This is a genomic window from Erysipelotrichaceae bacterium 66202529 (genome assembly GCA_017161075.1).
GTDB lineage: Bacteria > Bacillota_I > Bacilli_A > Erysipelotrichales > Erysipelotrichaceae > Clostridium_AQ.
Genome location: CP046174.1, coordinates 4,412,683 through 4,436,870, shown reverse-complemented (window position 1 = coordinate 4,436,870; position 24,188 = coordinate 4,412,683). Strand labels below are relative to the sequence as shown.

The 24,188-nt window shown below is 35.7% G+C and carries 38 protein-coding genes and 2 pseudogenes; all 40 read left to right on the top strand.

Annotation, left to right across the window (positions count from 1 at the left end):
- The first annotated feature begins 9 nt into the window (after positions 1-9).
- The 40 genes and pseudogenes from GKZ87_21035 to GKZ87_20840 all read left to right on the top strand — a co-directional run bounded on the left by GKZ87_21035 (position 10) and on the right by GKZ87_20840 (position 23,942).
- Positions 10-243, top strand: a complete 234-nt coding sequence (locus GKZ87_21035; GenBank protein QSI27810.1) for a hypothetical protein — start codon at positions 10-12, stop codon at positions 241-243.
- On the top strand, positions 243-761 hold the full coding sequence (locus GKZ87_21030; GenBank protein QSI27809.1) for a hypothetical protein: 519 nt from the start codon (positions 243-245) through the stop codon (positions 759-761). Before GKZ87_21035 ends, GKZ87_21030 begins: the two co-directional genes overlap by 1 nt.
- On the top strand, positions 754-1,044 hold the full coding sequence (locus GKZ87_21025) for a hypothetical protein (protein ID QSI27808.1): 291 nt from the start codon (positions 754-756) through the stop codon (positions 1,042-1,044). Before GKZ87_21030 ends, GKZ87_21025 begins: the two co-directional genes overlap by 8 nt.
- Entirely contained in the window at positions 1,045-2,253 is a 1,209-nt protein-coding gene (locus GKZ87_21020; protein QSI27807.1) for a hypothetical protein, read from the top strand.
- Positions 2,254-2,457: 204 nt separating this feature from the next.
- Complete coding sequence (locus GKZ87_21015; protein QSI27806.1) at positions 2,458-2,718, top strand: hypothetical protein; 261 nt, start codon at positions 2,458-2,460, stop codon at positions 2,716-2,718.
- A 47-nt stretch (positions 2,719-2,765) separates the two neighbouring features.
- On the top strand, positions 2,766-3,539 hold the full coding sequence (locus GKZ87_21010) for a hypothetical protein (GenBank protein QSI27805.1): 774 nt from the start codon (positions 2,766-2,768) through the stop codon (positions 3,537-3,539).
- Positions 3,540-3,553: 14 nt separating this feature from the next.
- Positions 3,554-4,225 (top strand): hypothetical protein, encoded by a 672-nt coding sequence (locus GKZ87_21005; GenBank protein ID QSI27804.1) that lies wholly within the window; start codon positions 3,554-3,556, stop codon positions 4,223-4,225.
- A 5-nt stretch (positions 4,226-4,230) separates the two neighbouring features.
- A complete protein-coding gene (locus GKZ87_21000) occupies positions 4,231-4,626 on the top strand; it encodes a hypothetical protein (protein QSI27803.1) in 396 nt (131 codons plus the stop codon).
- Between the two features lie 30 nt (positions 4,627-4,656).
- Positions 4,657-5,325, top strand: a complete 669-nt coding sequence (locus tag GKZ87_20995) for a hypothetical protein (protein ID QSI27802.1) — start codon at positions 4,657-4,659, stop codon at positions 5,323-5,325.
- Positions 5,312-5,674 carry a nucleotide pyrophosphohydrolase gene (locus GKZ87_20990; protein QSI27801.1) on the top strand — a complete coding sequence of 121 codons (363 nt, stop codon included), beginning with the start codon at positions 5,312-5,314 and terminating at the stop codon, positions 5,672-5,674. The genes GKZ87_20995 and GKZ87_20990 overlap by 14 nt, the downstream gene beginning before the upstream one ends.
- 1 nt (position 5,675) lies before the next feature.
- Positions 5,676-6,002: a hypothetical protein gene (locus tag GKZ87_20985; protein ID QSI27800.1), complete on the top strand. Its 327-nt coding sequence runs from the start codon at positions 5,676-5,678 to the stop codon at positions 6,000-6,002.
- Positions 6,003-6,063: 61 nt separating this feature from the next.
- Positions 6,064-6,237, top strand: a complete 174-nt coding sequence (locus GKZ87_20980) for a hypothetical protein (protein ID QSI27799.1) — start codon at positions 6,064-6,066, stop codon at positions 6,235-6,237.
- 2 nt (positions 6,238-6,239) lie between these two features.
- Complete coding sequence (locus tag GKZ87_20975) at positions 6,240-6,446, top strand: hypothetical protein (protein ID QSI27798.1); 207 nt, start codon at positions 6,240-6,242, stop codon at positions 6,444-6,446.
- 179 nt (positions 6,447-6,625) lie between these two features.
- On the top strand, positions 6,626-6,856 hold the full coding sequence (locus tag GKZ87_20970; protein QSI27797.1) for a hypothetical protein: 231 nt from the start codon (positions 6,626-6,628) through the stop codon (positions 6,854-6,856).
- Positions 6,857-6,861: 5 nt separating this feature from the next.
- Positions 6,862-7,041 (top strand): hypothetical protein, encoded by a 180-nt coding sequence (locus tag GKZ87_20965; protein ID QSI27796.1) that lies wholly within the window; start codon positions 6,862-6,864, stop codon positions 7,039-7,041.
- Positions 7,038-7,241, top strand: coding sequence for a hypothetical protein (locus GKZ87_20960; GenBank protein QSI27795.1), 204 nt, complete (start codon positions 7,038-7,040; stop codon positions 7,239-7,241). Before GKZ87_20965 ends, GKZ87_20960 begins: the two co-directional genes overlap by 4 nt.
- Positions 7,241-7,555: a hypothetical protein gene (locus GKZ87_20955; GenBank protein ID QSI27794.1), complete on the top strand. Its 315-nt coding sequence runs from the start codon at positions 7,241-7,243 to the stop codon at positions 7,553-7,555. Before GKZ87_20960 ends, GKZ87_20955 begins: the two co-directional genes overlap by 1 nt.
- A gap of 13 nt (positions 7,556-7,568) precedes the next feature.
- On the top strand, positions 7,569-7,745 hold the full coding sequence (locus GKZ87_20950; protein ID QSI27793.1) for a hypothetical protein: 177 nt from the start codon (positions 7,569-7,571) through the stop codon (positions 7,743-7,745).
- A 30-nt stretch (positions 7,746-7,775) separates the two neighbouring features.
- A complete protein-coding gene (locus GKZ87_20945) occupies positions 7,776-8,078 on the top strand; it encodes a hypothetical protein (GenBank protein QSI27792.1) in 303 nt (100 codons plus the stop codon).
- Positions 8,075-8,403, top strand: a pseudogene (locus GKZ87_20940) (hypothetical protein). The gene GKZ87_20945 and the pseudogene GKZ87_20940 overlap by 4 nt, the downstream one beginning before the upstream one ends.
- Before the next feature lie 62 nt (positions 8,404-8,465).
- Positions 8,466-8,969 (top strand): hypothetical protein, encoded by a 504-nt coding sequence (locus tag GKZ87_20935; GenBank protein QSI27791.1) that lies wholly within the window; start codon positions 8,466-8,468, stop codon positions 8,967-8,969.
- A pseudogene (locus tag GKZ87_20930) lies at positions 8,956-9,630 on the top strand (hypothetical protein). The gene GKZ87_20935 and the pseudogene GKZ87_20930 overlap by 14 nt, the downstream one beginning before the upstream one ends.
- Positions 9,631-9,851: 221 nt before the next feature.
- Positions 9,852-10,223: a DUF2493 domain-containing protein gene (locus tag GKZ87_20925; protein QSI27790.1), complete on the top strand. Its 372-nt coding sequence runs from the start codon at positions 9,852-9,854 to the stop codon at positions 10,221-10,223.
- 11 nt (positions 10,224-10,234) lie between these two features.
- Complete coding sequence (locus GKZ87_20920) at positions 10,235-10,462, top strand: hypothetical protein (protein QSI27789.1); 228 nt, start codon at positions 10,235-10,237, stop codon at positions 10,460-10,462.
- A 112-nt stretch (positions 10,463-10,574) separates the two neighbouring features.
- Positions 10,575-11,153: a hypothetical protein gene (locus GKZ87_20915; protein ID QSI27788.1), complete on the top strand. Its 579-nt coding sequence runs from the start codon at positions 10,575-10,577 to the stop codon at positions 11,151-11,153.
- Positions 11,146-11,325, top strand: a complete 180-nt coding sequence (locus GKZ87_20910) for a hypothetical protein (GenBank protein ID QSI27787.1) — start codon at positions 11,146-11,148, stop codon at positions 11,323-11,325. Before GKZ87_20915 ends, GKZ87_20910 begins: the two co-directional genes overlap by 8 nt.
- 479 nt (positions 11,326-11,804) lie before the next feature.
- Positions 11,805-12,116, top strand: coding sequence for a hypothetical protein (locus tag GKZ87_20905; protein QSI28037.1), 312 nt, complete (start codon positions 11,805-11,807; stop codon positions 12,114-12,116).
- A 9-nt stretch (positions 12,117-12,125) separates the two neighbouring features.
- Complete coding sequence (locus GKZ87_20900) at positions 12,126-12,683, top strand: DUF2800 domain-containing protein (GenBank protein ID QSI27786.1); 558 nt, start codon at positions 12,126-12,128, stop codon at positions 12,681-12,683.
- Positions 12,684-12,685: 2 nt separating this feature from the next.
- Entirely contained in the window at positions 12,686-15,697 is a 3,012-nt protein-coding gene (locus GKZ87_20895; GenBank protein ID QSI27785.1) for a helix-turn-helix domain-containing protein, read from the top strand.
- 6 nt (positions 15,698-15,703) lie between these two features.
- Positions 15,704-15,943, top strand: coding sequence for a hypothetical protein (locus GKZ87_20890; GenBank protein QSI27784.1), 240 nt, complete (start codon positions 15,704-15,706; stop codon positions 15,941-15,943).
- A 281-nt stretch (positions 15,944-16,224) separates the two neighbouring features.
- Positions 16,225-16,545 carry a hypothetical protein gene (locus GKZ87_20885; protein QSI27783.1) on the top strand — a complete coding sequence of 107 codons (321 nt, stop codon included), beginning with the start codon at positions 16,225-16,227 and terminating at the stop codon, positions 16,543-16,545.
- Entirely contained in the window at positions 16,545-16,955 is a 411-nt protein-coding gene (locus GKZ87_20880) for a hypothetical protein (protein QSI27782.1), read from the top strand. The genes GKZ87_20885 and GKZ87_20880 overlap by 1 nt, the downstream gene beginning before the upstream one ends.
- Positions 16,956-16,976: 21 nt before the next feature.
- The gene (locus tag GKZ87_20875) at positions 16,977-17,351 is read left to right on the top strand and encodes a hypothetical protein (GenBank protein ID QSI27781.1); all 375 of its coding nucleotides are present in this window, start codon (positions 16,977-16,979) and stop codon (positions 17,349-17,351) included.
- A gap of 53 nt (positions 17,352-17,404) precedes the next feature.
- The gene (locus GKZ87_20870; protein ID QSI28036.1) at positions 17,405-17,749 is read left to right on the top strand and encodes a hypothetical protein; all 345 of its coding nucleotides are present in this window, start codon (positions 17,405-17,407) and stop codon (positions 17,747-17,749) included.
- Between the two features lie 6 nt (positions 17,750-17,755).
- The gene (locus GKZ87_20865; protein QSI27780.1) at positions 17,756-19,519 is read left to right on the top strand and encodes a terminase; all 1,764 of its coding nucleotides are present in this window, start codon (positions 17,756-17,758) and stop codon (positions 19,517-19,519) included.
- A gap of 21 nt (positions 19,520-19,540) precedes the next feature.
- Positions 19,541-20,806 (top strand): phage portal protein, encoded by a 1,266-nt coding sequence (locus tag GKZ87_20860; protein QSI27779.1) that lies wholly within the window; start codon positions 19,541-19,543, stop codon positions 20,804-20,806.
- On the top strand, positions 20,793-22,634 hold the full coding sequence (locus GKZ87_20855; GenBank protein ID QSI27778.1) for a caudovirus prohead protease: 1,842 nt from the start codon (positions 20,793-20,795) through the stop codon (positions 22,632-22,634). Before GKZ87_20860 ends, GKZ87_20855 begins: the two co-directional genes overlap by 14 nt.
- 18 nt (positions 22,635-22,652) lie before the next feature.
- Positions 22,653-22,967 carry a hypothetical protein gene (locus GKZ87_20850; protein ID QSI27777.1) on the top strand — a complete coding sequence of 105 codons (315 nt, stop codon included), beginning with the start codon at positions 22,653-22,655 and terminating at the stop codon, positions 22,965-22,967.
- On the top strand, positions 22,960-23,268 hold the full coding sequence (locus GKZ87_20845) for a hypothetical protein (GenBank protein QSI27776.1): 309 nt from the start codon (positions 22,960-22,962) through the stop codon (positions 23,266-23,268). The genes GKZ87_20850 and GKZ87_20845 overlap by 8 nt, the downstream gene beginning before the upstream one ends.
- 14 nt (positions 23,269-23,282) lie before the next feature.
- A complete protein-coding gene (locus GKZ87_20840) occupies positions 23,283-23,942 on the top strand; it encodes a hypothetical protein (GenBank protein QSI27775.1) in 660 nt (219 codons plus the stop codon).
- Positions 23,943-24,188 lie beyond the last annotated feature (246 nt).

The window sequence follows — 24,188 nt, the reverse complement described above, 5'->3', positions numbered from 1 at the left end:
AAAGAAATTATGCCTGAACGAATGACTTTTCCAGAAAAATGGGAAGATTTCATTGAGCAATATCAATTTAAAGATAATGATGAAGCTTATACGAATGGATCTATGTTGATTCCCGTGTTTCGTGTTAAACAAATGATGGAGCATTATTATGATGTACAGGTCAGAAGCAAGCAAATGCTCATAGATAAATGTGAAGATTTTATTGATGAATATTACAAATATAAGTACGGGGGTAATGACTAATGAGTAAAGAGTATGACGATTATTTGAATACGCATAAAGCAAACGTTAAAAAAGGATTTGAATGGATCAAGAATAATCTTCCAGAGATTATCACTGACGATGGTATAACTCATCAAACTTGCTTTTCTCATGATTTTTCCAAAACAGAACCAGATGAATACGAGGCTTATGACAAGTACTTTTATGGTGGTAATCGCTCATATCAAGTTGTTCGTGATTTTAAATTAGCTTGGCTTAAACATATTCATAGAAATCCACATCACTGGCAATATTGGATTTTGAATAATGATGATCCGGACGAAGGAGAACTTGTTCTTGATATACCATACAATTATATTATTGAAATGATTTGCGATTGGTGGTCTTTTAGCTGGGCTGTTGGCAATTTAACAGAAATTTTTAATTGGTATGATGAACGGAAAGAGTACATAAAACTTAGTGATGAAACGCGTACTACTGTCGAAAATATACTTTGTAAAATTGAAAGCAAACTTAAAGAGGTAATGACTAATGAATGAAAATAAATTGAGATTATGTAGAGTAAAAGGAGAGATTGGATATTTTCATACATGGGAGCATTATATGGATGTGATTGGCCAGAGTCCAATGGTTGGCGGACATCCCGGTGGACAAATCAGTTATGCGCATGCGATTGTAGAATTTCCGGAAGGTGTAGTTAAGAGAGTAGACATAAAAGATATACTGTTTATAGATGAAATAAATAGTAAGTTACAAGCAATACGATCATACGATAAGTTAGAGCCTATTCCCAATAGAAGGATGAAGATAGATGAGGACTAAATGGGAGTAGGTTTATATGATTATCAAATTAAGGCTATAAATCAAATGCGTAATGGTTGTATATTATGTGGAGGCGTTGGTACTGGTAAATCACGAACTGCGTTGGGGTATTATTTTAAGGAAAATGGCGGTGGTATTGGAGAAGATTATATTCCAATGAGTAATCCTAAAGACTTGTACATAATCACAACAGCCCATAAGAGAGATACCTTAGAATGGGAAGGTGATTTAGCCCCTTTTCTTCTATCTACTGATAAGGCTAAGAATTATTATGATAATAGCATCATAATAGATAGCTGGAACAACATTAAAAAGTACTCAAATGTAAAGAGTGCTTTTTTCATATTTGATGAACAACGATTAGTAGGTAACGGAGCATGGGTGAAGTCATTTTATAAAATCGCAAAAGTAAATAAATGGATTTTGCTCAGCGCAACACCCGGAGATACGTGGTCAGACTACATTCCCGTATTTGTCGCTAATGGGTTTTATAAAAACAAGACAGAGTTTTCAAGAGAACATATAATTTATAGTCCATATGTAAAATATCAGCAAATTCAAAGATATTTGAATACCGGAAGATTGATCAGATTACGAAACAAAATTTTGGTTGATATGGAGTTCAACAGAAAAACGATTTCGCATCATGAAGATATCTATACGAGTTTTGATATTCAAAAATATAAAGACGCAATAAGGAATAGGTGGAATCCGTTCAAAGACGAGCCAATTCAACAGGCAACTGGGTTATGTTATGTGCTAAGACAAATAGTAAATACTGATGAATCGCGTCAAGTAGCTTTACTCGAACTTATAGAAAAGCATCCAAAAGCTATCATATTTTATAATTTTGATTATGAGCGAGATATTTTATTGAGTCTTTATTATGGAGACAACTGCGAAATAACAGAATGGACAGGTCATGCTCACCAACCAGTTCCGAAAGGAGATAAATGGATATACCTTGTTCAGTATACTGCCGGTAATGAAGGGTGGAATTGCATTACAACTGATACCATCATATTCTATAGTCAGAATTATTCATATAAGGTTTTAAAACAAGCTTGCGGGAGAATAGATCGGTTGAACACACCTTACAAGGACTTGTATTATTATCATATAAAAAGCAGATCAGGTATTGATTTAGCAATAAGTAAGTCCTTGGCAAACAAGAAAAAATTTAATGAAGGGAAGTTTATTAAATGGTGATGAGATTTAAAAAGTGGTGCCAAAAAATTAGAAGGAAATATTTAAAAAATAAATGTTATTACGAAATGGAAAATATGGGAATAGCAGTATTTGGTATGTGTTCTGGTAAAAATGAAACATCATGTCGTGATTGTCCATGCTATGTGGAAATTTGATATTACCTACGCGTAATTAACAGTTTCTATAATGAAAGGAGATGTATTCATGGAAATATTTAAAACATTGATACGAAATGATTGTAAGTTAGGGAGATCAGAACACACAGAAGGATTTATATCGGGATTACAGTTTGCTATATGTAACAGGTATAATGGAAACATTTATACGACACATTTAGTTGACGGAAAAGGTATAGTGCTGACTGTAAAGTGTTTAAAAGAGCAGTATGATCAATTCGTTGATGTCGTCAAACAAAGATATCCAGAAGTATGCATTTTTAATTACAAAGAAGGACGCTCAAGATAATTGGGCTCTTTCTTTTTAATTTGTAAAAAATAAGGAGGACTTAACATATGGAAAAGAAATTTGAATTAACGGATATTGTGATCGAGATATGTGGACTGAAATTATTCAGAATTAAAGCACTTAAACCATTAGAAAACGTAGAAGTTGGGGAGTTAGGTGGGTATATTGAAAAAGAAGAAAATCTATCTCAAGTCGATAATGCCTGGGTATATGATGATGCCTTGGTATACAATAATGCATGCATATGCGGTGATGCTTGGATAAGTGATAATGCCCGTGTATGCGATAATGCCCGTGTATGCGATAAAGCTCATGTATGTGGTGATGCCAATGTATGTGGCGATGCATGTATAAGTGATAACGCATGTGTACGTGGTGGTGCAAAAGTATGCGATAATGCATGGGTATACAATAATGCATGTGTAAGTGACACCGCCTGGGTAAGTGGCGATGCCTTGGTACGTGGCAATTCATGTATAAGTGATAACGCATGTGTATGTGGTGATGCCTGTATACGTGATAATGCATGCATATGTGGTGATGCCTGTATACATGGCAATGTATGTGTAAGTGATAATGCATACGTTAGAACAACGAGCGATATTTTAACAGTATCTAACATAGGACCTCACTACGATGTTATAACGTTTTTTAGGACACATGGAAGATTGATAAATGTTAGATGTGGATGTTTTATAGGCGATATCAACAAGTTTGAGAAGGTTATCGAAGACTTGCATAAAGATACGATTTATGAGAAGCAATATAAAATGGCTATAGGGTTGGCAAAAATAAGTATTACTCGAGAAATAAACATTTAATAAGGAGGACAAATATTATGTCAATGAAAGAATGGGCTGAAAGAGAAGTTGAGATTGCATGTGGAAGAGAACGAGGAAATGCTTCAGAAAATGAATGGAATTATGGATGTGGCTGTTATGAGAGCGCATTGAAAGCATTTAATAGCTTACTAGATGATGGGCATTCTGGTATGAGTATCGGATTTACCAAAAATATTTTAAATCGTCTTATTAATGGCAAGCCACTTAGTCCTATTGAAGATACAGAGGATATGTGGGATTTATGTCAAGATGATGTCGGAGGTGGACATGTTTCCTATCAAAATAAACGGATGAGTTCATTATTCAAATTAGTGTTGGACGATGGTGGTATTGAATATTATGATGCTGATTATTGTTATTGCGTAGATATTAATGATCCTACTATAACATACAGTACTAAATTAGTTAATGACATTATCAAAGGTGTTTTCCCTATTTCGTTTCCTTATTATCCCACAACAGATTCAATCAAGGTTTATTGTGAAAATTTCCTGACCGATAAACAGTGTGGCGGAAGGGATACTGTTGGAATTTTTAATGCAATCAAGCCTGATGGCGAAAAGGTTGTAATTAATAAGTTTTTTAAATTAGATAGTGACGATAACGGATGGGTTGAAATTGATATTAAAGAATACAAAACTAGATACCTTAGAAAGGTTCAGTAAGGAAAATGATTATGAAAAAAATATATACAGGGTTGTTTATAGCATTGAGTTTATGCTTTATAAGTGGATGTAGCAGTGATTCAGAGGTAGTTACCGAAAATGTTAAGAAGGATGCCGAACAATTCAAAGTGTTGAGAAGAATTGTATTTATGAACAACATCACAGGGGAGTACTTATTTCAGGCAGAAGGAAATTGCTCTGTTGAAACAAACAATACTGCTAACCGACTAGAATTAACTTGTAAAACTGGTGAGGATAAATATAAGGTGCATTATTTTGGATTATCGGATAATACAAGTTATATCGTTGAGCAAACAGAATGGCGTGACGCCAACAAGTATAAATATAAAATTATTTTCAAACCAGACAGTATAGTACCGTTTGAGTTCGATAAAGAATAAATAAAACAAAATGAAAGGATGGTAAAAATAATGGCTTATGAGATTATTATTGGGCATGATTGCGATTATTGTTTTGTATGCCGAGAAATAGACGATATTATAAAAAGATTGAATAAACGCAACATAACGACAGTTCGTATTTGTCAATATGAATTCAAAACAAGGCATTGCTCTGTAAAATTTTCACCAAAAATAAACATTCGACGTTGGGCGGAGGTTATAGCTGACTACAGTTTTAATCCGCCTTTTTGTAACAATGATAAACCATCTTCTTGGAGAACTACCAAAATAGAAGAGGCATATAACAGCACCAATTTAATTGCTCTTATCGATGTGATTGAAGAAGCAGAACGAGTGAAAAAGTCAATATGTCATTATCCGCCAATAATTACAAAAGTTATATTCAATGAACCGGCCACAATCGTATTTTGGAGTGATGGTGTTAAGACGGTTGTGAAGGCTCAGGAGGACGATAATTTTGACAAGGAGAAAGGGCTTGCTATGGCAATAGCTAAGAAGTATCTAGGTACAAACTACAGCTGCTCTAATTACTATGACGTATTTAAACAATGGATTCCACAAGAAGACAGTGTTTCCTTTGGCGTCAGTTCTGACGAATTGGGTGAAGCATTGGCGAAAATATCCAGAATGAAATGGGCCACATCAAAAAGGAAGGTAAAACATAATGACAGGAAATGAATATCAGAAATTAGCTATGAGGACCTGTAACTTTGATATTAATAGTGAACGGTCAATTCAAAAAGATAGTGAGAGATTTGATGCTATTCATCATGGTGTATTTGGATTGTGTTCCGAAGCGGGAGAGGTTGCTAGTATTTATCAGAAATCATATCAGGGTCATCCCGTTGAGATAGAACATCTAAAAAAAGAACTTGGTGATTGTATGTGGATGATTGCTGAGATTTGTTCTGCTTATGGCATAGAACTTGATGAAGTTATGGAAACCAATATCGAAAAACTTAAGAAGCGTTATCCTAATGGCTTTGAGCCGAATAGATCACTAAATAGGGATAAAGGAGATATTTGATATGAGCAACACAAATACTGATATACGTAATAAAAAATATACAATAAAAGAGGCCAGTGAAATTTTAAATATTTCCACGTCATCTGTAAACGAACTAAAGCGAAGAATGTTTATCAAATTACCAAATTCTAAAAAGAAATATATACTCAAACATCACGATATATCAAATATGTTCCTTATTGTTTGGAAGATAAAAAGTTTATATGGAGTAGTCACATTATCAACAATAAATAAGTTTTTCAGTATTAATAATGGGAAAATCCATAAACCAACTCAAGAAGAACTCGAAGACCTTTTTAGATATGAAAACATAAAACGGAGAGACTAAAATGAGGTATACTTTTAACAATCTTTTGAAAGAGCTTCATGAGCATAATATCAAATTGCATATGGAAAATGATACATTTAGCCCTGATACAATTGTTGTAACTTTACAATGCGGTCAATGCGGTTTGAGATTTTATTATAATTTAAAGTTATTTGATGAAACAGAAGAATCTATATTATTAGATTTCCTTTTTGTTAAAGTTGAGGAACTGAAAAAGAAAATAGGCGGTGATTAAAAATGGATGAAACACTTATATCTGACGATTTTAGAGAGGTACAGTTTGATCGATACTGCAAGTATTGTAAGTATGTGAAGTTAAAGGAAACATGCGACCCATGCAATGAGTGTTTGGATAATCCGGTTAACGAAAACACCGACAAACCTTTTAACTTTAAAGGACAAGTCAAGTATATGGGATCAGCAGATATGGAGGATAAAAAATGAAAAGTTTAATGTTAACTATTATAGTTATTGTTGGTTATTCTTTAATATCATGGGTTATAACTTGTGGTATTTTATGGCTGATTTGCCTGTGTTTTGGTTTAGAGTTTAGTTTATTGATCGCGACTGGTATTTGGCTGGTCTTAGTATTGCTTGGGGCTATACTGTGAGGAGAAAGAGAAATGATTAAATTAGAAACAGATTGTGAGAAATGTATTCATAAGAAAGTTTGTGGTAATAAGGGAAATCCAGAAGAAGCCATGGTCAGGTTATCTAATGACATTTATGGTACAGATCAAAAGGATGATTCTTCTTGGAAGCAGATGATGAAGTGTAAGAACGTGGATATAGTTTTTTCTTGTCCAGATTTTGATAGGGGACCTGTCTACTTAAATAATGGTTATCGGAGGTAAAGATTATGAAAGATAAAAACCTATTTACAAAATTAATCGATTTATTTAGAAAAGCAAGGATATTTAAATTTGCCGAATTAATTGGCTGTGACCGTGATGGCGATGTTATTACATACAAAGGAACTACTTACTATATTAATATTTTTTACAACAAGTTAGTTCGGGTCACAGGAGAAAGATCATGATTGCTAGGAAATGCGATATTTGCGGTGTACTGTATGAAATTTACGACACTAAAAAGTCTGAGGAAAACTGGAATACTCTTATTCTGTTCATTAGAGGTGAAGAGGATATGCCTCATTATAAGCAAAGAGATAAAGACGTTTGCCCAGATTGTCGGAAAGCCATTAATGATGTTATTGAGGCTAGAAAGGGAAAAAAGTAATGATTAATATTCCGGATAGTCATATTGATCAGTATTATGAAATGTTTGGTACTGATACGTTCAAACAAATTGATATTCTTCAGGAGGAATGTGCTGAATTGATTAAAGCTTTGTCTAAATACAAACGTTCTTTTGGATATAGTTTGGAATATCTTGATTTGGTTAAAGTCAATGAATCATTTAATAATATAGTTGAAGAGATTACACATGTAGCTATATCGTCAGAAATTGTAGCAAAAGTTCTAAACATTACAGAAGAAGATATTAATCAAGAAATTGATAAAAGGGCAGCAGTGTTTAATATTAGAAAGTAAGGAGGTAAAAGTGATGATTGAATTAGATGTTGCAGAATATTGCCATACTTGTGATGCTTTTGAACCTGTAGCAAATGTGAAGAATTTGTATTCTGAAAATTGCAGAGTAACGACCGTCACAAACGTAACATGTAAAAACTCTGAACGGTGTAGAAGTATTGCCAAGTATTTGGTAACGCAAGTAAAGTAATGAGCGATATGGGATAAGGAGACATGAAAAATGGAAAAACTTTTTTTATTTATAGGAATCATAACATGTATATTGGCTATATTAGTGTCTTGTATGATTGTTGTTCAAATCATTATAGATAAAATTAATCAATATCAATACTATAAGAGAATAAAAAACCGATTCAATAATACGCCAACAGCAGCTTGTTATTGCGTGGATTGTGCTAAATGGGATTCTAAAACAGGTATATGCAACGATCCTTGCAATTCTAGAATAATGGCAGATTGTTGGTTTTGTTGTTTTGCCGAGCCACTACCTAAAGAAAAAAATCAAAATACGAGAGTAAAATAAAAATGAGAATAGAAAAAATCACAGATGAAGCAATAATATTCAACAACGGTAACAGAATTACGTACGATCACGAACAGGATTGCTGCGAATCCAACTGGGCTGATTTTAGTAGCTTGGAAGACACACTTGCGATGGAAACTGAATTTAATGAAAATCTAGTGTTTGAGATGGTGGAAGGTTCAGGTGAAGATGAAAAAGGATCCGGATTCAGATTTGGAAATCCTGGCAATATGTTTTTAATTCCTTGCTATTCCGAACAAAACGGATATTACACTACCGATATTCAGATTTATTACGCCAAAGAAGTATTGAGTTTAATATGTGAAGAACGAATATATTAAAAAATCGGATAACTTAAGATTAGTAAAATCATGAAAGGAGAAAAACATGATTAAATTTGATGACCGATCAGAATGTCCTTATCATGACGAAGTCTTTGGATGCTTGGACTGTTATATCGAAAAATGTCCTTACTATGAAGAATTGGAGGAGAAGGACATGATAAATATGAATGATGATATTATCCACAGAGACATATTTGATCCAACACTTAATGAACGAATTAAAGAAGTGGAAAAAGCTCTTGGCTTCAGGTTATTCTTCTGGCAGAAAACTTTTATCAAAACGGGTCAGTTTAGATGCTTCGGAAAAACGACTGCAGAGATTCTTAAAGAGCTTATGGATTTGGATGCGGAACCTTTAGACCTTATAAAAAAACCGTCGAACAGAATGGCAAGTATTTATAGAGATAATCTAAGAGATATTTGGGATAAACTTCACTTAGCCGGTGTTCCTATGAGGACTGTTTTTTGGAATAAGCGTGACAAAGGCAAATACTATAACGACATTGTAATGAAAAAAGAAAAGGAGAAAGCTAATGATCAAATTTGAAAACGTTGAAGTAGTTGGTTGGGAGGCTGCTATTCGTGGAATGCGGAACCCTATGAATTCTTGGGAGAAGAGTGATAGTTTGTTTGGAGAAAGTGATGTTGATGGTTGTTCAATATGCCCATACAACATGAAATGCACTAACGACGACACGAAAGCGGAATGCTTGAACATCGGTTCGAATGATCTCGATCTCATGATGGGACTTCGTAACGCTGGTACAGATCATCGTAAATTCATGAGGATGATTACTGTATATGTAGACATAACAGCTCCGCTCTATTGGTGGAAGGAATTCGATACGTATAAGGTAGGTACGGTAGCCAACTCCTGTTCTACCATGCATAAGATTCAGGCGAAGGAGTTTACTTGGGACGATTTTAGCTGTGAGGATCTATTTGATGAAGAAATTGGACCGGATACGATCCAGTATAATCCAAGTGATTTATGGTTTAGGGGTTCTATGCTCAATGTTATAAATCATTTGAATGCCGCTAGAGAAAGGTATATGGAGACAAAAGACAAAAAATACTGGTGGCAGATGATTCAGCTTCTTCCGACTAGCTATAACCAGAAGCGGACTGTGATGCTGAACTATGAAGTCTTGGCAAATATTTATAACTCTCGTAAGAATCATAAATTGGATGAGTGGAAAGAGCATACAGAAAGTACTTGTAATGTTAAAGATGATGCGCGTGAATGCAAAAATTCAAAAGAATGGCTGCTTTGCGAAGATTGTTCGGTCGGAAAAGGTTTCTGTGATTGGATCAAGACACTGCCTTATTCGGAGTTGATTACTGGTCCTGATCTCAGCTCTACTCCAATTTGTAACGAAATTATAGAAGAAGCGAAAAAGAGAGTTAAAGCGGAGGAGAATTGATATTCATGAATAATAAAGAGGTTCGTATAATTGTAGCTGGTGGTAGAGATTTCAATGATTACGATTTACTGTCCTCAGTTCTTACAGAATATATGGCTTCTTGTGAAGCAGTCATTGTTTCAGGTACTGCTAAAGGGGCTGATAGATTAGGAGAACGCTTCGCATCAGATAGTGGATTTGAAATTCGTCGTTTTCCTGCTGATTGGGATAAACATGGAAAGTCGGCAGGCATAATTCGTAATCGTGAGATGGCTGATTATGCAGGAGAAGCTATCGGGGTACTTTTCGCTTTTTGGGATGGAAAATCAAGAGGCACAAAACATATGATTTCTACTGCTAAGAAACGCGGATTAGAGGTTCATATTATTAAATATTAAGGAGGTAAGTAATGATGTTTGAAGGTTATAACGGAATAGTCGGATATGAGCTGGTTGATGACTCACATCCGATTTTTAATATTTGGAAAGTAACGACTGTTATAGGCGAACAGTATTGTGAATCTTTTTATAAAAACGAAGACCCAAATAAAATGCTTAGGAATAAAAAACGAATTAAGGTGGGAATTGATTTGGCACAAGGAAGTGACGTCACGGTAATATGTTCAAAAGAATATTAATTCATATAACGTGTTGGACATATAGGCGAAAGTTTAATATGAACTCTTGGTTACACAAACTAGGAGTTCTTTTTGGTTGAAAGATTTGTATCTAATGAAAGGATTATAATATATGGTAAATAAAATTATGAAATTAGTATTATCAGCTTTGGTTATGATGGTCACGGTATTTGGTGCAGCTACAGAAGGTATACACGCTGTTTCTGTTGGTTCTGAGAGTGCTGATATAGAAATAGTAAAGTTGCCCAATGCGGATGAATTAGAAGCGCTGAACCAATCAAAAAGCGTGGAGAAGGCTATAGCTGAGCTTCCAGTAGTAAAGACCGTTAAGGAGGTACAGGAAGAAGAGCAAAAAGAAGAGATAAAGGAATTAAGTATAGAAGAACTAATACAAAATTCCTGTGAGAAGTATGGAGTCCCTTATGATTTGACATTAGCTATTGCACGTTTAGAAACTGGTTGGTTTCGATCGTACGCGTATATTTATAGAAATAATCCAGGCGGTTTAAGTGTAAATGAAGTACCGATTACTTTTGATAGTATTGAAGAAGGAGTAGATGCGTTTGTCGGGAACCTTTCTAAGAACTATTTTGCTATTGGTTTAGATACTCCTGAACTAATTGGTCAGAAATATTGTCCGGTTAATCCAGAATGGGCGATGATGGTAAGGGAACTGATGATGTATGAGTGAAATAACAGAGATAGATCTGCTTTCTGAGAATTGTGAATTAAAAAGAAATATTATTGAACTAAAGGAAGAAAACGAAAAGTTGAAAAGGCAGATTTTTGGACTGGAAACAACTATTAGTAATTATAAACAAAAAGATTATGCCCGATACAAAGATATGGGATGGAGTAAGTGAAGGAGAAAAATTTCTAATTTGATTTGGAAATAAGTGGGTATTAACGAAATTTCTGCCCACTTTTCTTTTTGAAAACTGACCAAAAGTGGGTTTGAAAGTGACCACAGCCCATTTTAGTTATTTTGTTTTTGTCCTTCTGCCCACTTTTTCTGGCCATTTGCCCACTTTTAAAAGTGAAAGTGGCCACAACTTGACATGCTAAAAACCCTTTATTTAAAGGGTTTTTTGAGCTTGGTGATACCGTTCTGCCCACTTACCCACTTTTTTTTATTATTTAATGTGATAAAAAATTTAAGGTATATATATAAGTTATGCCAAAAAAAGTGGCCAAGTGGCCACGAGTATATTTTATGCCAATTTTACAAAGCACTTTTTATTTTGGGTACGCGAAAATTACATGCACTGTTATGAGAGGAAGAACAAAAACTGCGCGTTATTGTTCTTTTTGTTTTTGTTTTGGAAGGAGAATTAATCAAGCAATGAATGAACCACGAAAAAATAAACTTGAGCGTGACTTTCAACCTGATTTAATAAAGCAGCTTAAACAGTTGTTTGAGAATTGCATCGTTATGAAATTAGACTCAAGTTATATTCAAGGTATACCAGATCTACTCGTCTTGTTTAAAGATAAATGGGCTATTCTTGAGTGCAAAAGAGGACCTCAAAGTCACCGCCAACCTAACCAGGAATATTATGTGGATCTTCTCAACAGGATGTCATTTTCAAGTTTTATTTATCCGGAAAACAAAGAACATGTTTTGAACGAACTAAAGAAATTTTTTGGGAGGTAAATTGCTGTTATGGATTTTAATCAACATAAAGAACTAGAAGGATTACACGCTTTTCTAGGAGCTAGTAAATATCACTGGATCAATTATAGTGAAGAGAAATTGATTAATACTTATAGAAATCACCTTGCAACATTAAAGGGAACAAGCTTTCATGAGTATGCCGCTCTTGCTATAAAATTAGGACAGCGTCAATCCAAGTCAAAGAAAACATTAAATATGTATATCAATGACGCCATAGGATTTAAAATGATACCGGAACAAGTTTTATATTACTCGCCATATTCTTTTGGTACCGCCGACGCTATAAGTTTTAGAAAAAACTTTTTGCGAATTCATGATTTGAAAACTGGAATAACCCCAGCCCATATGGAGCAGTTGTTAATATACGCTGCTCTTTTTTGTTTGGAGTATGATATCGATCCAGCAAAGATTGAAACAGAATTAAGAATCTACCAGTCAGACGATATTGTAATCCATAATCCAAGTGCCGATGAAATCCTTACGCTAATGGATCGAATTGTGAGATTTGATAAGTTGATAAACGATATACGGAAAGTAGAGGCGTAATTATGACATATCATGATAAACCCTCATTACGTGAATTGGATGATAGTGATGAATTGATGCATTATGGAATGCCTAGAAGATCTGGTCGTTATCCTTGGGGGAGCGGTAAAGAGCCTTATCAGCACAGTGGTGATTTTCTAGCAAGAGTGGAATCTTTGAAAAAAAGCGGTATGACTGAAAAGGAAATAGCTGAAACTATGGGAATTGTTACCAATCATAACGGTAAAGATATTCCATCTACAACAATGCTTAGAACACAGGTTAGCTTGGCTAAAGATGAGCGAAGAGCTTTAGATGTAGCAACAGCGAAAAGTCTGAGAGAAGATGGACTATCCCTAAATCAAATAAAAGAAAAGATGGGATTTAAAAATGATTCATCAGTACGTTCGTTACTTAACGAGAATTCGGAAGCTCGTATGAATCAGGCTAAAAAAACTGCCAATGAACTAAAAAAATTAGTTGACGAAAAAGGGATGATCGATGTAGGGAAGGGCGTAGAAAAAGAGCTTGGCATATCTTCTGAAAAACTAAAGCAAGCGCTATATATTCTAGAATTAGAGGGATACCCAAGTTATGGAGGTCGAGTCGATCAGGTAACAAATCCTGGGAAAAAGACTACATTAAAAGTTCTTTGTCCACCAGGAACTGAACATAAAGCTATTTATGATTATAGTAAAATAAATTCATTAAAAGAGTATGTATCAAGAGATGGTGGCAGTACTATCGAAAAGAAGTTTCATTATCCAGAAAGCATGGATTCAAAGCGATTAAAGATTCGTTATAATGAAGAAGGCGGAATAGAAAAAGACGGATTGATTGAAATTCGGAGAAATGTTCCTGATTTATCTCTAGGTGAATCTCGTTATTCACAGGTCAGAATTCTTGTTGATGGAACTCATTATATAAAAGGAATGGCCGTTTATTCGGATAAAATGCCGGATGGTGTTGATATAGTTTTTAATACCAACAAAAAGAAAGGAACGCCAGTTCACGATGTTCTTAAAAAAATCAAAAATGATCCAGATAATCCTTTTGGTTCTTCCATAAAAGATTCGGAACAAGGTGGACAGTATTGGTATACTGATAAAAATGGTAAGAAGAAGTTAGGATTGATCAATAAGCGAGCTGATGAGGGTGATTGGGGTGAATGGAAAGATAAACTTCCTTCACAGTTCTTGTCAAAACAAACTTGGAAATTAGCAAAACAGCAGTTAGGTTTGGCGGTTCAAGACAAAGTGGATGAATATAATAGCATTTGTTCACTTACTAATCCTACTGTTAAGAAAAAATTGTTAGAGTCATTTTCTGATGATTGTGATTCATCAGCAGTACATCTTTACGCTGCAGCATTACCTAGACAGAAATATCACGTATTAATTCCTATTCCTGAATTAAAGGATAATGAAATTTATGCTCCGAATTATAAAAATGGAGAAGAAATAGCAGCTATTCGATTTCCTCATGGTGGTACTTTTGAAATTCCTTTACTTAAAGTAAATAATAAGCACAAGATTGCTAAAGAACTTTTAGGCAATGCGATAGATGCAGTCGGAATAAATAGCAGAGTTGCTGAAAGATTATCCGGAGCTGATTTTGATGGGGATACTGTAATGACAATTCCGAATAATGGAAATGTTAAAATAAAATCACAACCGCTGTTGACCGGTCTTATAGGCTTCGATCCGAAATTCAAATATGGAACTACTGAAAAGATTGAAAAAGTGTATGATAAAAAAACAGGAAAATACAAAGAAGAAACCTCTTACTATAATGATCATGGTAAAAAAATAAAAATTATGAACAATACCCAAAACGAAATGGGGCGAATATCTAATTTAATAACTGATATGACATTGAAAGGGGCTAAGAGCGAAGAACTAGCTGCAGCTGTTAGACATAGTATGGTTGTCATCGATGCTGAAAAACATAAACTTGATTACAAGAAAAGCTACATTGACAATAATATAGAAGCTTTAAAACGTAAATACCAAGGAGTCATTGATGAAAATGGTAGGTACTCTGCTGGAGCGTCAACCCTTATTTCTCGAGCAAAATCTGAAACCTCTGTACCGAAAAGACAAGGTACTCCTAAAGTTAATATTAAGGGAAAAGATTGGTATGACCCAAGTAAACCAGAAGGTGCTTTATTATATAAGACGGCTGATGATTTATATTACCCTGACCGTAGTGTCGATAAGAAGACTGGCCTTGTGACTCTGCGTACGGCCCATGGTAATGTTACCTATAGGGTAGATGATGAGACGGCACGAAAAAAGTATGAGCCAGTTAAACGTGTTGATGAAAAGACTGGAAAAGTAACCTACACAAATGCTAAAGGTGATATAGAGTATAAGACCAAGATGCGTACGGATAAGAGTACTAAAATGGCTGAAACCCATGATGCCAAATCATTAATATCAGACGCTGATACAGCAATGGAACGTTTATATGCAGATTACGCTAATAAAATGAAGTCATTGGGCAACCAGGCGCGTAAAGAAATGGTTACAACTGGTAAAATTGCGTATTCTAAGTCTGCTAAATTAACTTATCAAAAAGAAGTCGATTCTTTAATGTCTAAATTAAATCAATCATTGAAGAACGCACCTAAAGAAAGACGCGCTCAGACCATTGTTAATTCTGTAATGGATGCAAAAAAGAAAGCGAATCCTGATATGACTAAGGAAGAAATAAAAAAACTAGGTCAACGTGAATTGACTAAAGCTAGAGAATTAGTTGGTGCTAAACGAGAACCAATTAATGTTACTGATAAAGAGTGGGAAGCGATTCAAGCTGGCGCAATAAGTGAAAACAAACTTACCCAAATTTTAAATCATGCAGATATTGATGTTATCAGAGAAAAGGCTACACCTAGAACCACAATGACACTAAGTGCTTATAAAGTAAATCGTATCGCTAGTATGAATGCAAGAGGCTGCACTATAAAGCAGATAGCCGATACACTAGGTATCTCCACATCGACCGTAAACAAATACCTAAAAGGAAAGGAGTAAATAAACATGTCAAGAAAATGTATGCTGACAACAATTGATAATCCTTTTGATCCGATAGAACAATTTACTTCTTGGTTTATGTTTGATAACGAAAAGGGTTATAACTCTTGCTCATATCTTTCACGTATTGCAAGAACTTCAGATGAACTTTCAGATGAAGAAAACAATGAAGAAATTGAAAGGGCAATTGACGAAATCATTAAATACGATTTGAATAATGTCTATAAAAAAATAGTGGTATCGTAATATAGGTCTAACGAGTGATGACATAGGGGAGGGTCTGAAAATATAGCACCCCCTCCTTCATCGCCCGCCTCCTAAAAAATCCCCCGGCGGTATATTTGACAAAATGTTTTTATCCCGCATTTAAAGAGGTTTATGAGATTTATATAGTGATAGCTATCTTAGTCCAATCTCGGTTCTCCTTTCATGTCTTTATAATACACTCAAAAGTCTTGTGAACCTCTTTAAATGTAGGAAAAACATATATAAAACCTAATGGAATCTGGTAGAAAGGAAGTGAAAACATGGCTAAAACTAAATGTGCTGATCCCAAAGTCAAAAAAACAGGCCGCCCGGCATTAACACCAGAAGGCAGAGAAGGTCAAATGGTTGCTTTAGCCGTTAAACTTGCTGAAGAGCAGTTAAGAAATGGAACAGCATCTTCTCAGGTAATAACTCACTTTCTGAAATTAGGTACAGAAAAAGAGAAATTGGAACGTGAAAAGCTCGTGCAAGAAAATGAACTTCTTAAAGCAAAAACAGAATCAGTTAAATCAGCAAAGCGTGTCGAGGAACTATATGAAGACGCACTCAAGGCTATGAAATCATATCGAGGAGATACTTAATGATAAGAAATTATACTGATTTATGTAAATTAAAAACAATGCACGAACGATTCGAATATTTACAGATAGGTGGCAAAGTTGGTGAAGAAACATTTGGTTTTGATCGATGGTTGAATCAAAGGTTTTACAAATTACCAGAATGGTTATCTGTGCGTGATGATGTGATTGTACGTGATCTAGGTTGCGATATGGGTTTATATGGATATGATATTATTGGAAAGATATATGTACATCATATGAATCCATTTAAGAAAGAGGACATATTAAATGACATTCGGAAATTACTTGATCCAGAATTTCTCATATGTACTTCAAAATTAACACACGATGCTATACACTATGGAAATGCTGATTTATTACCTAAAGACCCGGTTATAAGAAAGCCATTTGATACATGTCCTTGGAAATAAATTTGAAGAAAGGATGGTTTTATGTCAGAAACAATAGACGTGAATGAAAGCATATTAACATCAATAAAGAAATTGTTGGGGCCAACAGAAGAATATGATGCCTTTGATCCCGATATAATAATGCATATCAATTCACTTTTTTTAACGTTACAGCAAATAGGTATCGGCCCTAATGAGGGCTTTTTTATTTCGGATAAGACTTCAGTATGGTCCGATTTCGTATCAGATAAGGTTTTGGTTAATGCCGTTAAAATCTATATGTACTTAAAAGTAAAATTGTTGTTTGACCCGCCATTAAGCTCGTCAGCGGTTGATTCAATTAACAGACAAATTAGTGAGTATGAATGGAGGATAAATGAGTATGCAGATAATCTGTCTGCTGGTATAGATATTTAGGAAGGAGTGAAAAAGTGAATAAAAATTATTTAAAGCATTATGGCGTATTAGGTATGCGGTGGGGGGTTCGTCGTCCACATACACTAGCCAGTAAAAGTAAAAAAAATAAAAGATTGAGTTCTCATGAACCAATTCACGATGATTACAGCAAAGCCCATAATAAAAAAAATGTGAAATATATGAGCGATGCCGAGTTAAGAAGTCGAGTTAATCGTCTCCAAATGGAACAGCAATATTCAAGTCTATCCAAGAGAGATAAAAAAATCGGGAGTAAAATTGTTACTGAAATTTTGGTGAAATCTGGTAAACAGGCCGTGTCCAATTATACTTCTAAGTATATGGCTAAAGGTGTAGATGTGTTAGGTGATATAGTAAAAGACAGTGTAAAAAAGAGATAGGTAAGTATGACATTATTGAATAATGCTGTGCCGCGATATTATAGTGAGTTTAGGGACGCAGTAATACGTGGTGAAATACCGGTGTGTAAAAATATATCTATGGAGATGAATCGTATTGATGGGTTCATCGCGAATCCTGGTATCTATTACGATGATCAGGCTGTCGAAGGTTGGATCAGGTTCTGCGAAAATGAATTAACACTTACCGATGGTTCTGATTTGAACTTATTAGACAGTTTTAAATTATGGGGAGAGCAAGTGTTTGGATGGTATTACTTCGAGGAACGTAGTGTCTATGAGCCAAATGAAGATGGTCACGGAGGACATTATGTAACGAAGTCTATCAAGAAACGTATGATAAACAAGCAGTATCTTATCGTAGCTCGAGGCGCCGCAAAATCTATGTACGGTTCAACCATGCAAGGGTACTTCTTAAACGTAGATACATCTACAACCTATCAAATAGTAACAAGTCCTACTATGAAACAAGCTGAGGAGATTATGTCACCTCTTCGCACAGCTATAGCCAGAGCTAGGGGGCCTCTATTTAAGTTTCTTACAGAAGGTTCTCTGCAAAATACGACTGGTTCGAGGTCTAATCGAAGGAAACTTGACTCCACAAAGAAAGGTATTCAGAATTTCTTAACAAATTCATTAATAGAAGTACGTCCAATGCGCATTGATAAGTTACAAGGTATGCGCGTGAAACTGGCAGTTGTCGACGAATGGTTATCTGGAGACATCAGGGAAGATCCTATCGGAGCAATAGAGCAAGGGGCGGCTAAAGAACAAAGTTCAACGGCTGATAATGATTATCTGATTCTAGCAATTAGTTCTGAAGGAACTGTTCGTAACGGTAGTGGTGATGATATCAAAATGGAGTTATCAAAAATACTAAAGGGCGAATACTATAACCCACATGTTTCTATTTGGTGGTATCAGCTAGATTCTATAAATGAAGTCAATGACCCATCAAAGTGGTTAAAAGCCAATCCGAATCTAGGTAAGACAGTAACATATGAAACATATCAATTAGATGTTGAGAAAGCTGAAAAATCGCCAGCTTCAAGAAACGATATTTTGGCGAAACGATTTGGTATACCTATGGAAGGGTATACCTATTTTTTTACATACGAAGAAACAAAAGTACATAGAAAACGCAGCTTTTGGGAATTGCCATGCTCGCTCGGTGCGGACTTATCTCAAGGGAACGATTTTTGTGCATTTACATTCTTGTTTCCGTTATCAAATGGCACATTTGGGGTGAAGACACGAAATTATATCACATCTTTAACTTTAACTAAATTGTCCCCATCAATGCGGATCAAATACGACCAATTCATAAATGAGGGAAGTCTTATCGTTCTTGAAGGAACAATTCTCGACCTTACGGATGTGTATGAGGATTTAAACAACCACATCGAAAAACGTGGTTATACTGTGAATTGCTTTGGATATGATCCATATAACGCAAAAGAATTCATCGAACGTTGGAGTATTGAAAACAGTCCGTTTGGACTTGTTAAAGTCATACAGGGAGCTAAGACCGAAACAGTCCCATTAGGAGAATTGAAGATTCTGGCTGAAGAGAGAATGTTGATTTTTGATGAAGAAATCATGTCGTATGCAATGGGGAACTGTATCACTATAGAAGATACAAATGGAAACAGAAAATTATTAAAAAAGAAGTACGAAGCTAAGATCGATTGTGTTGCTGCTCTTATGGATTCATTTGTAGCGTATAAATTGAATAAAGAAGCATTTGAGTAAGCATAAGGAGGAAAAATCATAATGGAAATAGCATTTTCATCTAGGTTGAAACACGCATGGAACGGTTTCATGAATAAAGATCCAACATCTACAAATTATCAAGTGGAGTATCACGGAACAGGTTATTCTTATCGTCCTGATAGGCGGACTTTTACCAGAGGTAACGAAAAATCCATAGTAACATCCGTGTATAACAAAATCGCTCTAGATGTAGCGGCTATTGATTTCAGACATACCAAGCTTGATGGGAATGGTCGTTATATATCTGATATGGATTCTAAATTGAATCAATGTTTAACACTAGAAGCCAATACAGACCAATCATCACGGGCTTTTATACAAGATGTCGTTATCTCAATGCTTGACGAAGGAGAGGTAGCAATTGTTCCAGTTGAAACAATGCAAGACCTTACAGCTACAGGTTCGTACGATATTTTATCATTGAGGACAGCGAAGATACTTGATTGGTATCCACAGCATGTCAAAGTGGAAGTATACAACGAATGGACTGGGAAAAGGGTTCATAAGGTGTTTCCGAAAAATATGGTTGCTATTATTGAGAATCCACTATACGCGGTAGTGAATGAAAGAAATTCCACGGTTCAGCGATTGATAAGAAAATTAAATATGCTGGACGCGATCGACGAACAAAGTAGTTCTGGAAAATTGGACTTGATAATTCAATTACCTTATACATTAAAAGGAGAAGCTCGAAAAAAGCAAGCTGAAGAACGTATAAAAAAAATCGAAATGCAGTTATCCGGTTCGAAATACGGGATAGCTTATGTCGATGCTACAGAACATATAACTCAATTAAATCGTCCTGTAGAGAACAATCTTATGAAGCAGATTGAATATTTAACCTCGTTAGCATACAGTCAGTTAGGTGTAACGCAAAGCATACTTGATGGAACTGCTGACGAAAAAACAATGTTGAATTACTATAACCGAATAACGGAACCTATAGCATCCGCAATCGCAGATGCGTTCAAAAGGACCTTTTTAACTTTGACTGCCAGAACTAAAGGGCAGTCAATTTCTATTTTTAGGGATCCGTTTAAACTTGTTCCGGTATCAGAGATATCTGAAATTGCCGATAAGTTCACACGTAATGAAATTATGACTTCCAATGAAATCAGACAGGTGATCGGTATGAAACCGTCCAACGATCCGAAAGCTGATGAACTTAGAAATAAGAATCTTAGTGCGCCTAACGAACCGTCTGAGTCGGAAGAAGTAATCAGCATAAAAGAAAAGAAGGAGGAAAATCAAAATGAAGAATTATGACTTTGGCGGATGGGCCACTAAGAACGATCTCTTATGTTCAGATGGAAGAATCATCAAACGCGATGCTTTCAAACATTATGACGGAAAGAAAGTTCCATTAGTTTGGAATCATCAACATAACGACGCATCAAATATTGTTGGTCACGCTTTATTAGAAAACCGTAAAGAGGGTGTCTATACTTATGGATCGTTCAATGATACTGAAGACGGTGAAAGAGCAAAGAAGCAGGTAAAGCACGGGGATATTGATGCATTGTCTATTTATGCTAATCACTTGAAACAAAACAGAAATGAAGTCATTCATGGTGAGATTCGTGAGGTTAGTCTTGTTATTGCTGGCGCTAATCCTGGTGCGTCTATAGATACGATTCTTATGCATGGTGATGGTACTACAGATGAACTAAACGTGGATGAAGGAATCCTTTATACGGGCGAATTTATTGATCTTGGACTTCAGCACACTGATACTGATAAATCAGTTGAGGAAAAAACCGATAAAGAAGAAGCGGAAAAAGAAGAAACGATTGAGGACATTCTGAACACGATGAATGAAAAACAGCAGAAGGTTTTATTTGCATTGGTTGGGCAGTTGGTTTCCGATGATGAAGATGCCGACGACGAAGAACCAGAAGAACTAGAACATTCTGACACAGAAAACAATGGAGGAAATATTGAAATGAAACACAACGTATTTGATGTCGGAACAAAACCGACTACTGATGGCGTATTATGCCATGCCGATCAGACAGCCATTATCGAACTCGCTAAATCTAGCAATGTTGGAAGATTAAGTGACGCCATTAGGTTGTATTCTGAAGAACACGACCACTTGGCACACGGAATTGATGATATTGAGACTTTGTTTCCGGAGTATAAAGATGTCCGTCCTGGTGCACCCGAGCTAATCAATAATGATCTTGGCTGGGTAACGACGGTAATGGATAAAGTACATAAAAGTCCGATTACTCGTATTCGAACTCGTCATGCGGATGCTCGTGGCGCTGAACTCAGAGCGAAAGGTTATAAAAAAGGTGCTCAGAAAACACTTTCTGGAAACATCAAGCTTCTGAAACGAACCACAGACCCACAGACAGTTTATCGTAAAGATGAAATTCACCGTGACGATATTATTGATATTACTGATTTCGATGTCGTCGAATACCAGTACGGAGTTATGAAGAACGATCTTCACGAGGAATTAGCAACTGCCATCATGATCGGCGATGGACGCGAAGACGGGGATAACGACAAGATCAGTGAAGATCATATTCGTTCAATCTGGAATGACGACGAGCTTTATACGATTCATAAAGATGTCGATATCGATGCTGCTAGAAAAGAACTGCAGGGTACGAATACCGCAGCGAACTTTGGCGATAACTATGTTTATGCAGAAGCTATCATCGCATCAGCACTATATTCCCGTGAGAAATATAAAGGAAGTGGTACTCCGGATTTCTACTGCACTCCTCATCTTTTAAACGTTATGCTACTTGCTCGTGACATGAATGGACGTCGTATCTATGATTCAAAAACTGATTTAGCAGCAGCACTAAACGTTGGTGATATCCATACAGTGGAGCAGTTCGAAGGTAAGATTCGTACCGATAAGGATGACAAGCAGCATAAATTATTAGGTATCTTTGTTAACCTGGACGACTATTATGTTGGTGCTACAAAAGGCGGAGAGATTACAAGATTCGAGCAGTTCGATATTGATTTCAATAAGGAAAAATACCTTATCGAAACAAGAGTGTCTGGAGCTCTGACTAAAGTCTATTCCGCAATCGCATTGGAAGAACCTGTTACTTCAGCTCCAACCGCTTAACAGAGGGAGAAATTCAAAATGGCAAAATGGTTCGGAATGATTGGATATGCGGAAACAGTTGAAACAGCTCCTGATGTGTGGGACGAAATAATAAAAGAACATGCTTATTACGGTGATGTGATTAAAAACACACGTAGACTTCAATCAGGTGGTTATCTCAATGACGATATCAATATAGCAAATGAGATCAGTATCCTTTCCGACCCATTTGCCTACAATAATTTCCATAATATGAGATATGTCACATACCTTGGAACTAAATGGAAAGTTACAAATATTGAGGTGCAGTATCCGAGACTGATATTGAGTCTGGGAGGTGTATATAATGATTAACGACCGTTTAGGTCTTAGTGCATTACTTAGAGAGATTCTTGGAAGTGATAATGTATATTATCAACCTCCCGAATCAAAGAAATTGAATTATCCGGCTATCGTTTATTCCAGAGAAAGAATAGATAATCGATTAGCTAGCAATAAGGTCTATAAACAGGATCGTGCTTATAGATTAACAATCATAGATAAGAATCCAGATAGTGAAATAGTTGACAAAATATCAAGCTTGCCGATGTGTACATTCGACAGGCATTTTACTTCGGATAACCTTAACCATGATGTATTTACGATCTACTATTAAAGGAGGAAAAATAAATGACTAGAGTCGTATGGAATGAAGTCGGTAAACATTTTTATGAAACCGGTGTTGACAGAGGTATGGTATATCCTCAAGATGCCGGGGCATACCCAAAAGGTGTTGTGTGGAATGGATTGACATCCGTATCTGAAAAGCCAACTGGTGCTGAGGCAACACCTGTATATGCGGGTAATATTAAGTACCTAAATCTATTATCTAAGGAAGAATTTGCAGCTACTGTAGAAGCACTTACTTATCCAGATGAGTTTGCAGAATGTGATGGATCAGCAGAGATGGCCCCAGGAGTTAAACTTGGGCAGCAGCCACGGAAACCATTCGGTATGAGCTATCGTACCTTTATCGGTAATGATACAGAGAAAACGAATCATGGGTATTATCTGCATATCATTTATGGGGCATATGCTGCTCCTTCAGAGAAAAGTTATTCGACAATTAACGAGACACCAGATACAACCACGTTTTCATGGGAATTGACAACAACACCAGTAAGCGTTACTGGTTATGAACCTACAGCAAGTGTTACAATTGATTCAAGAACTATTTCCGCTGCTAATTTAGAGAAGCTTGAGGACGTGTTATACGGTACAACTGATAAAGAACCGAGACTTCCTTTGCCGGATGAAATCGCAAGTCTTATTGGCGAAAATTTTTCGTAAACATCTCTTTATCACCTGTCGAGGGAGATGTCGATCTTCTTGGTAAAAAAACGGAAGACTTACAGACAGGAATCATCATTAGCGATGATAAGATTACTGGTATTTTAAAAAATGTTACTGATTATACTGGATTCAGTAGCGATGTTGATGAACAATCAGGACATTATCTAGCTGTTAAAACTGGTACCGTTGAAAATTACGGTTATGTCAATTTTGTAGTTGAGCTAATTGGTGGAACAAAAGGTC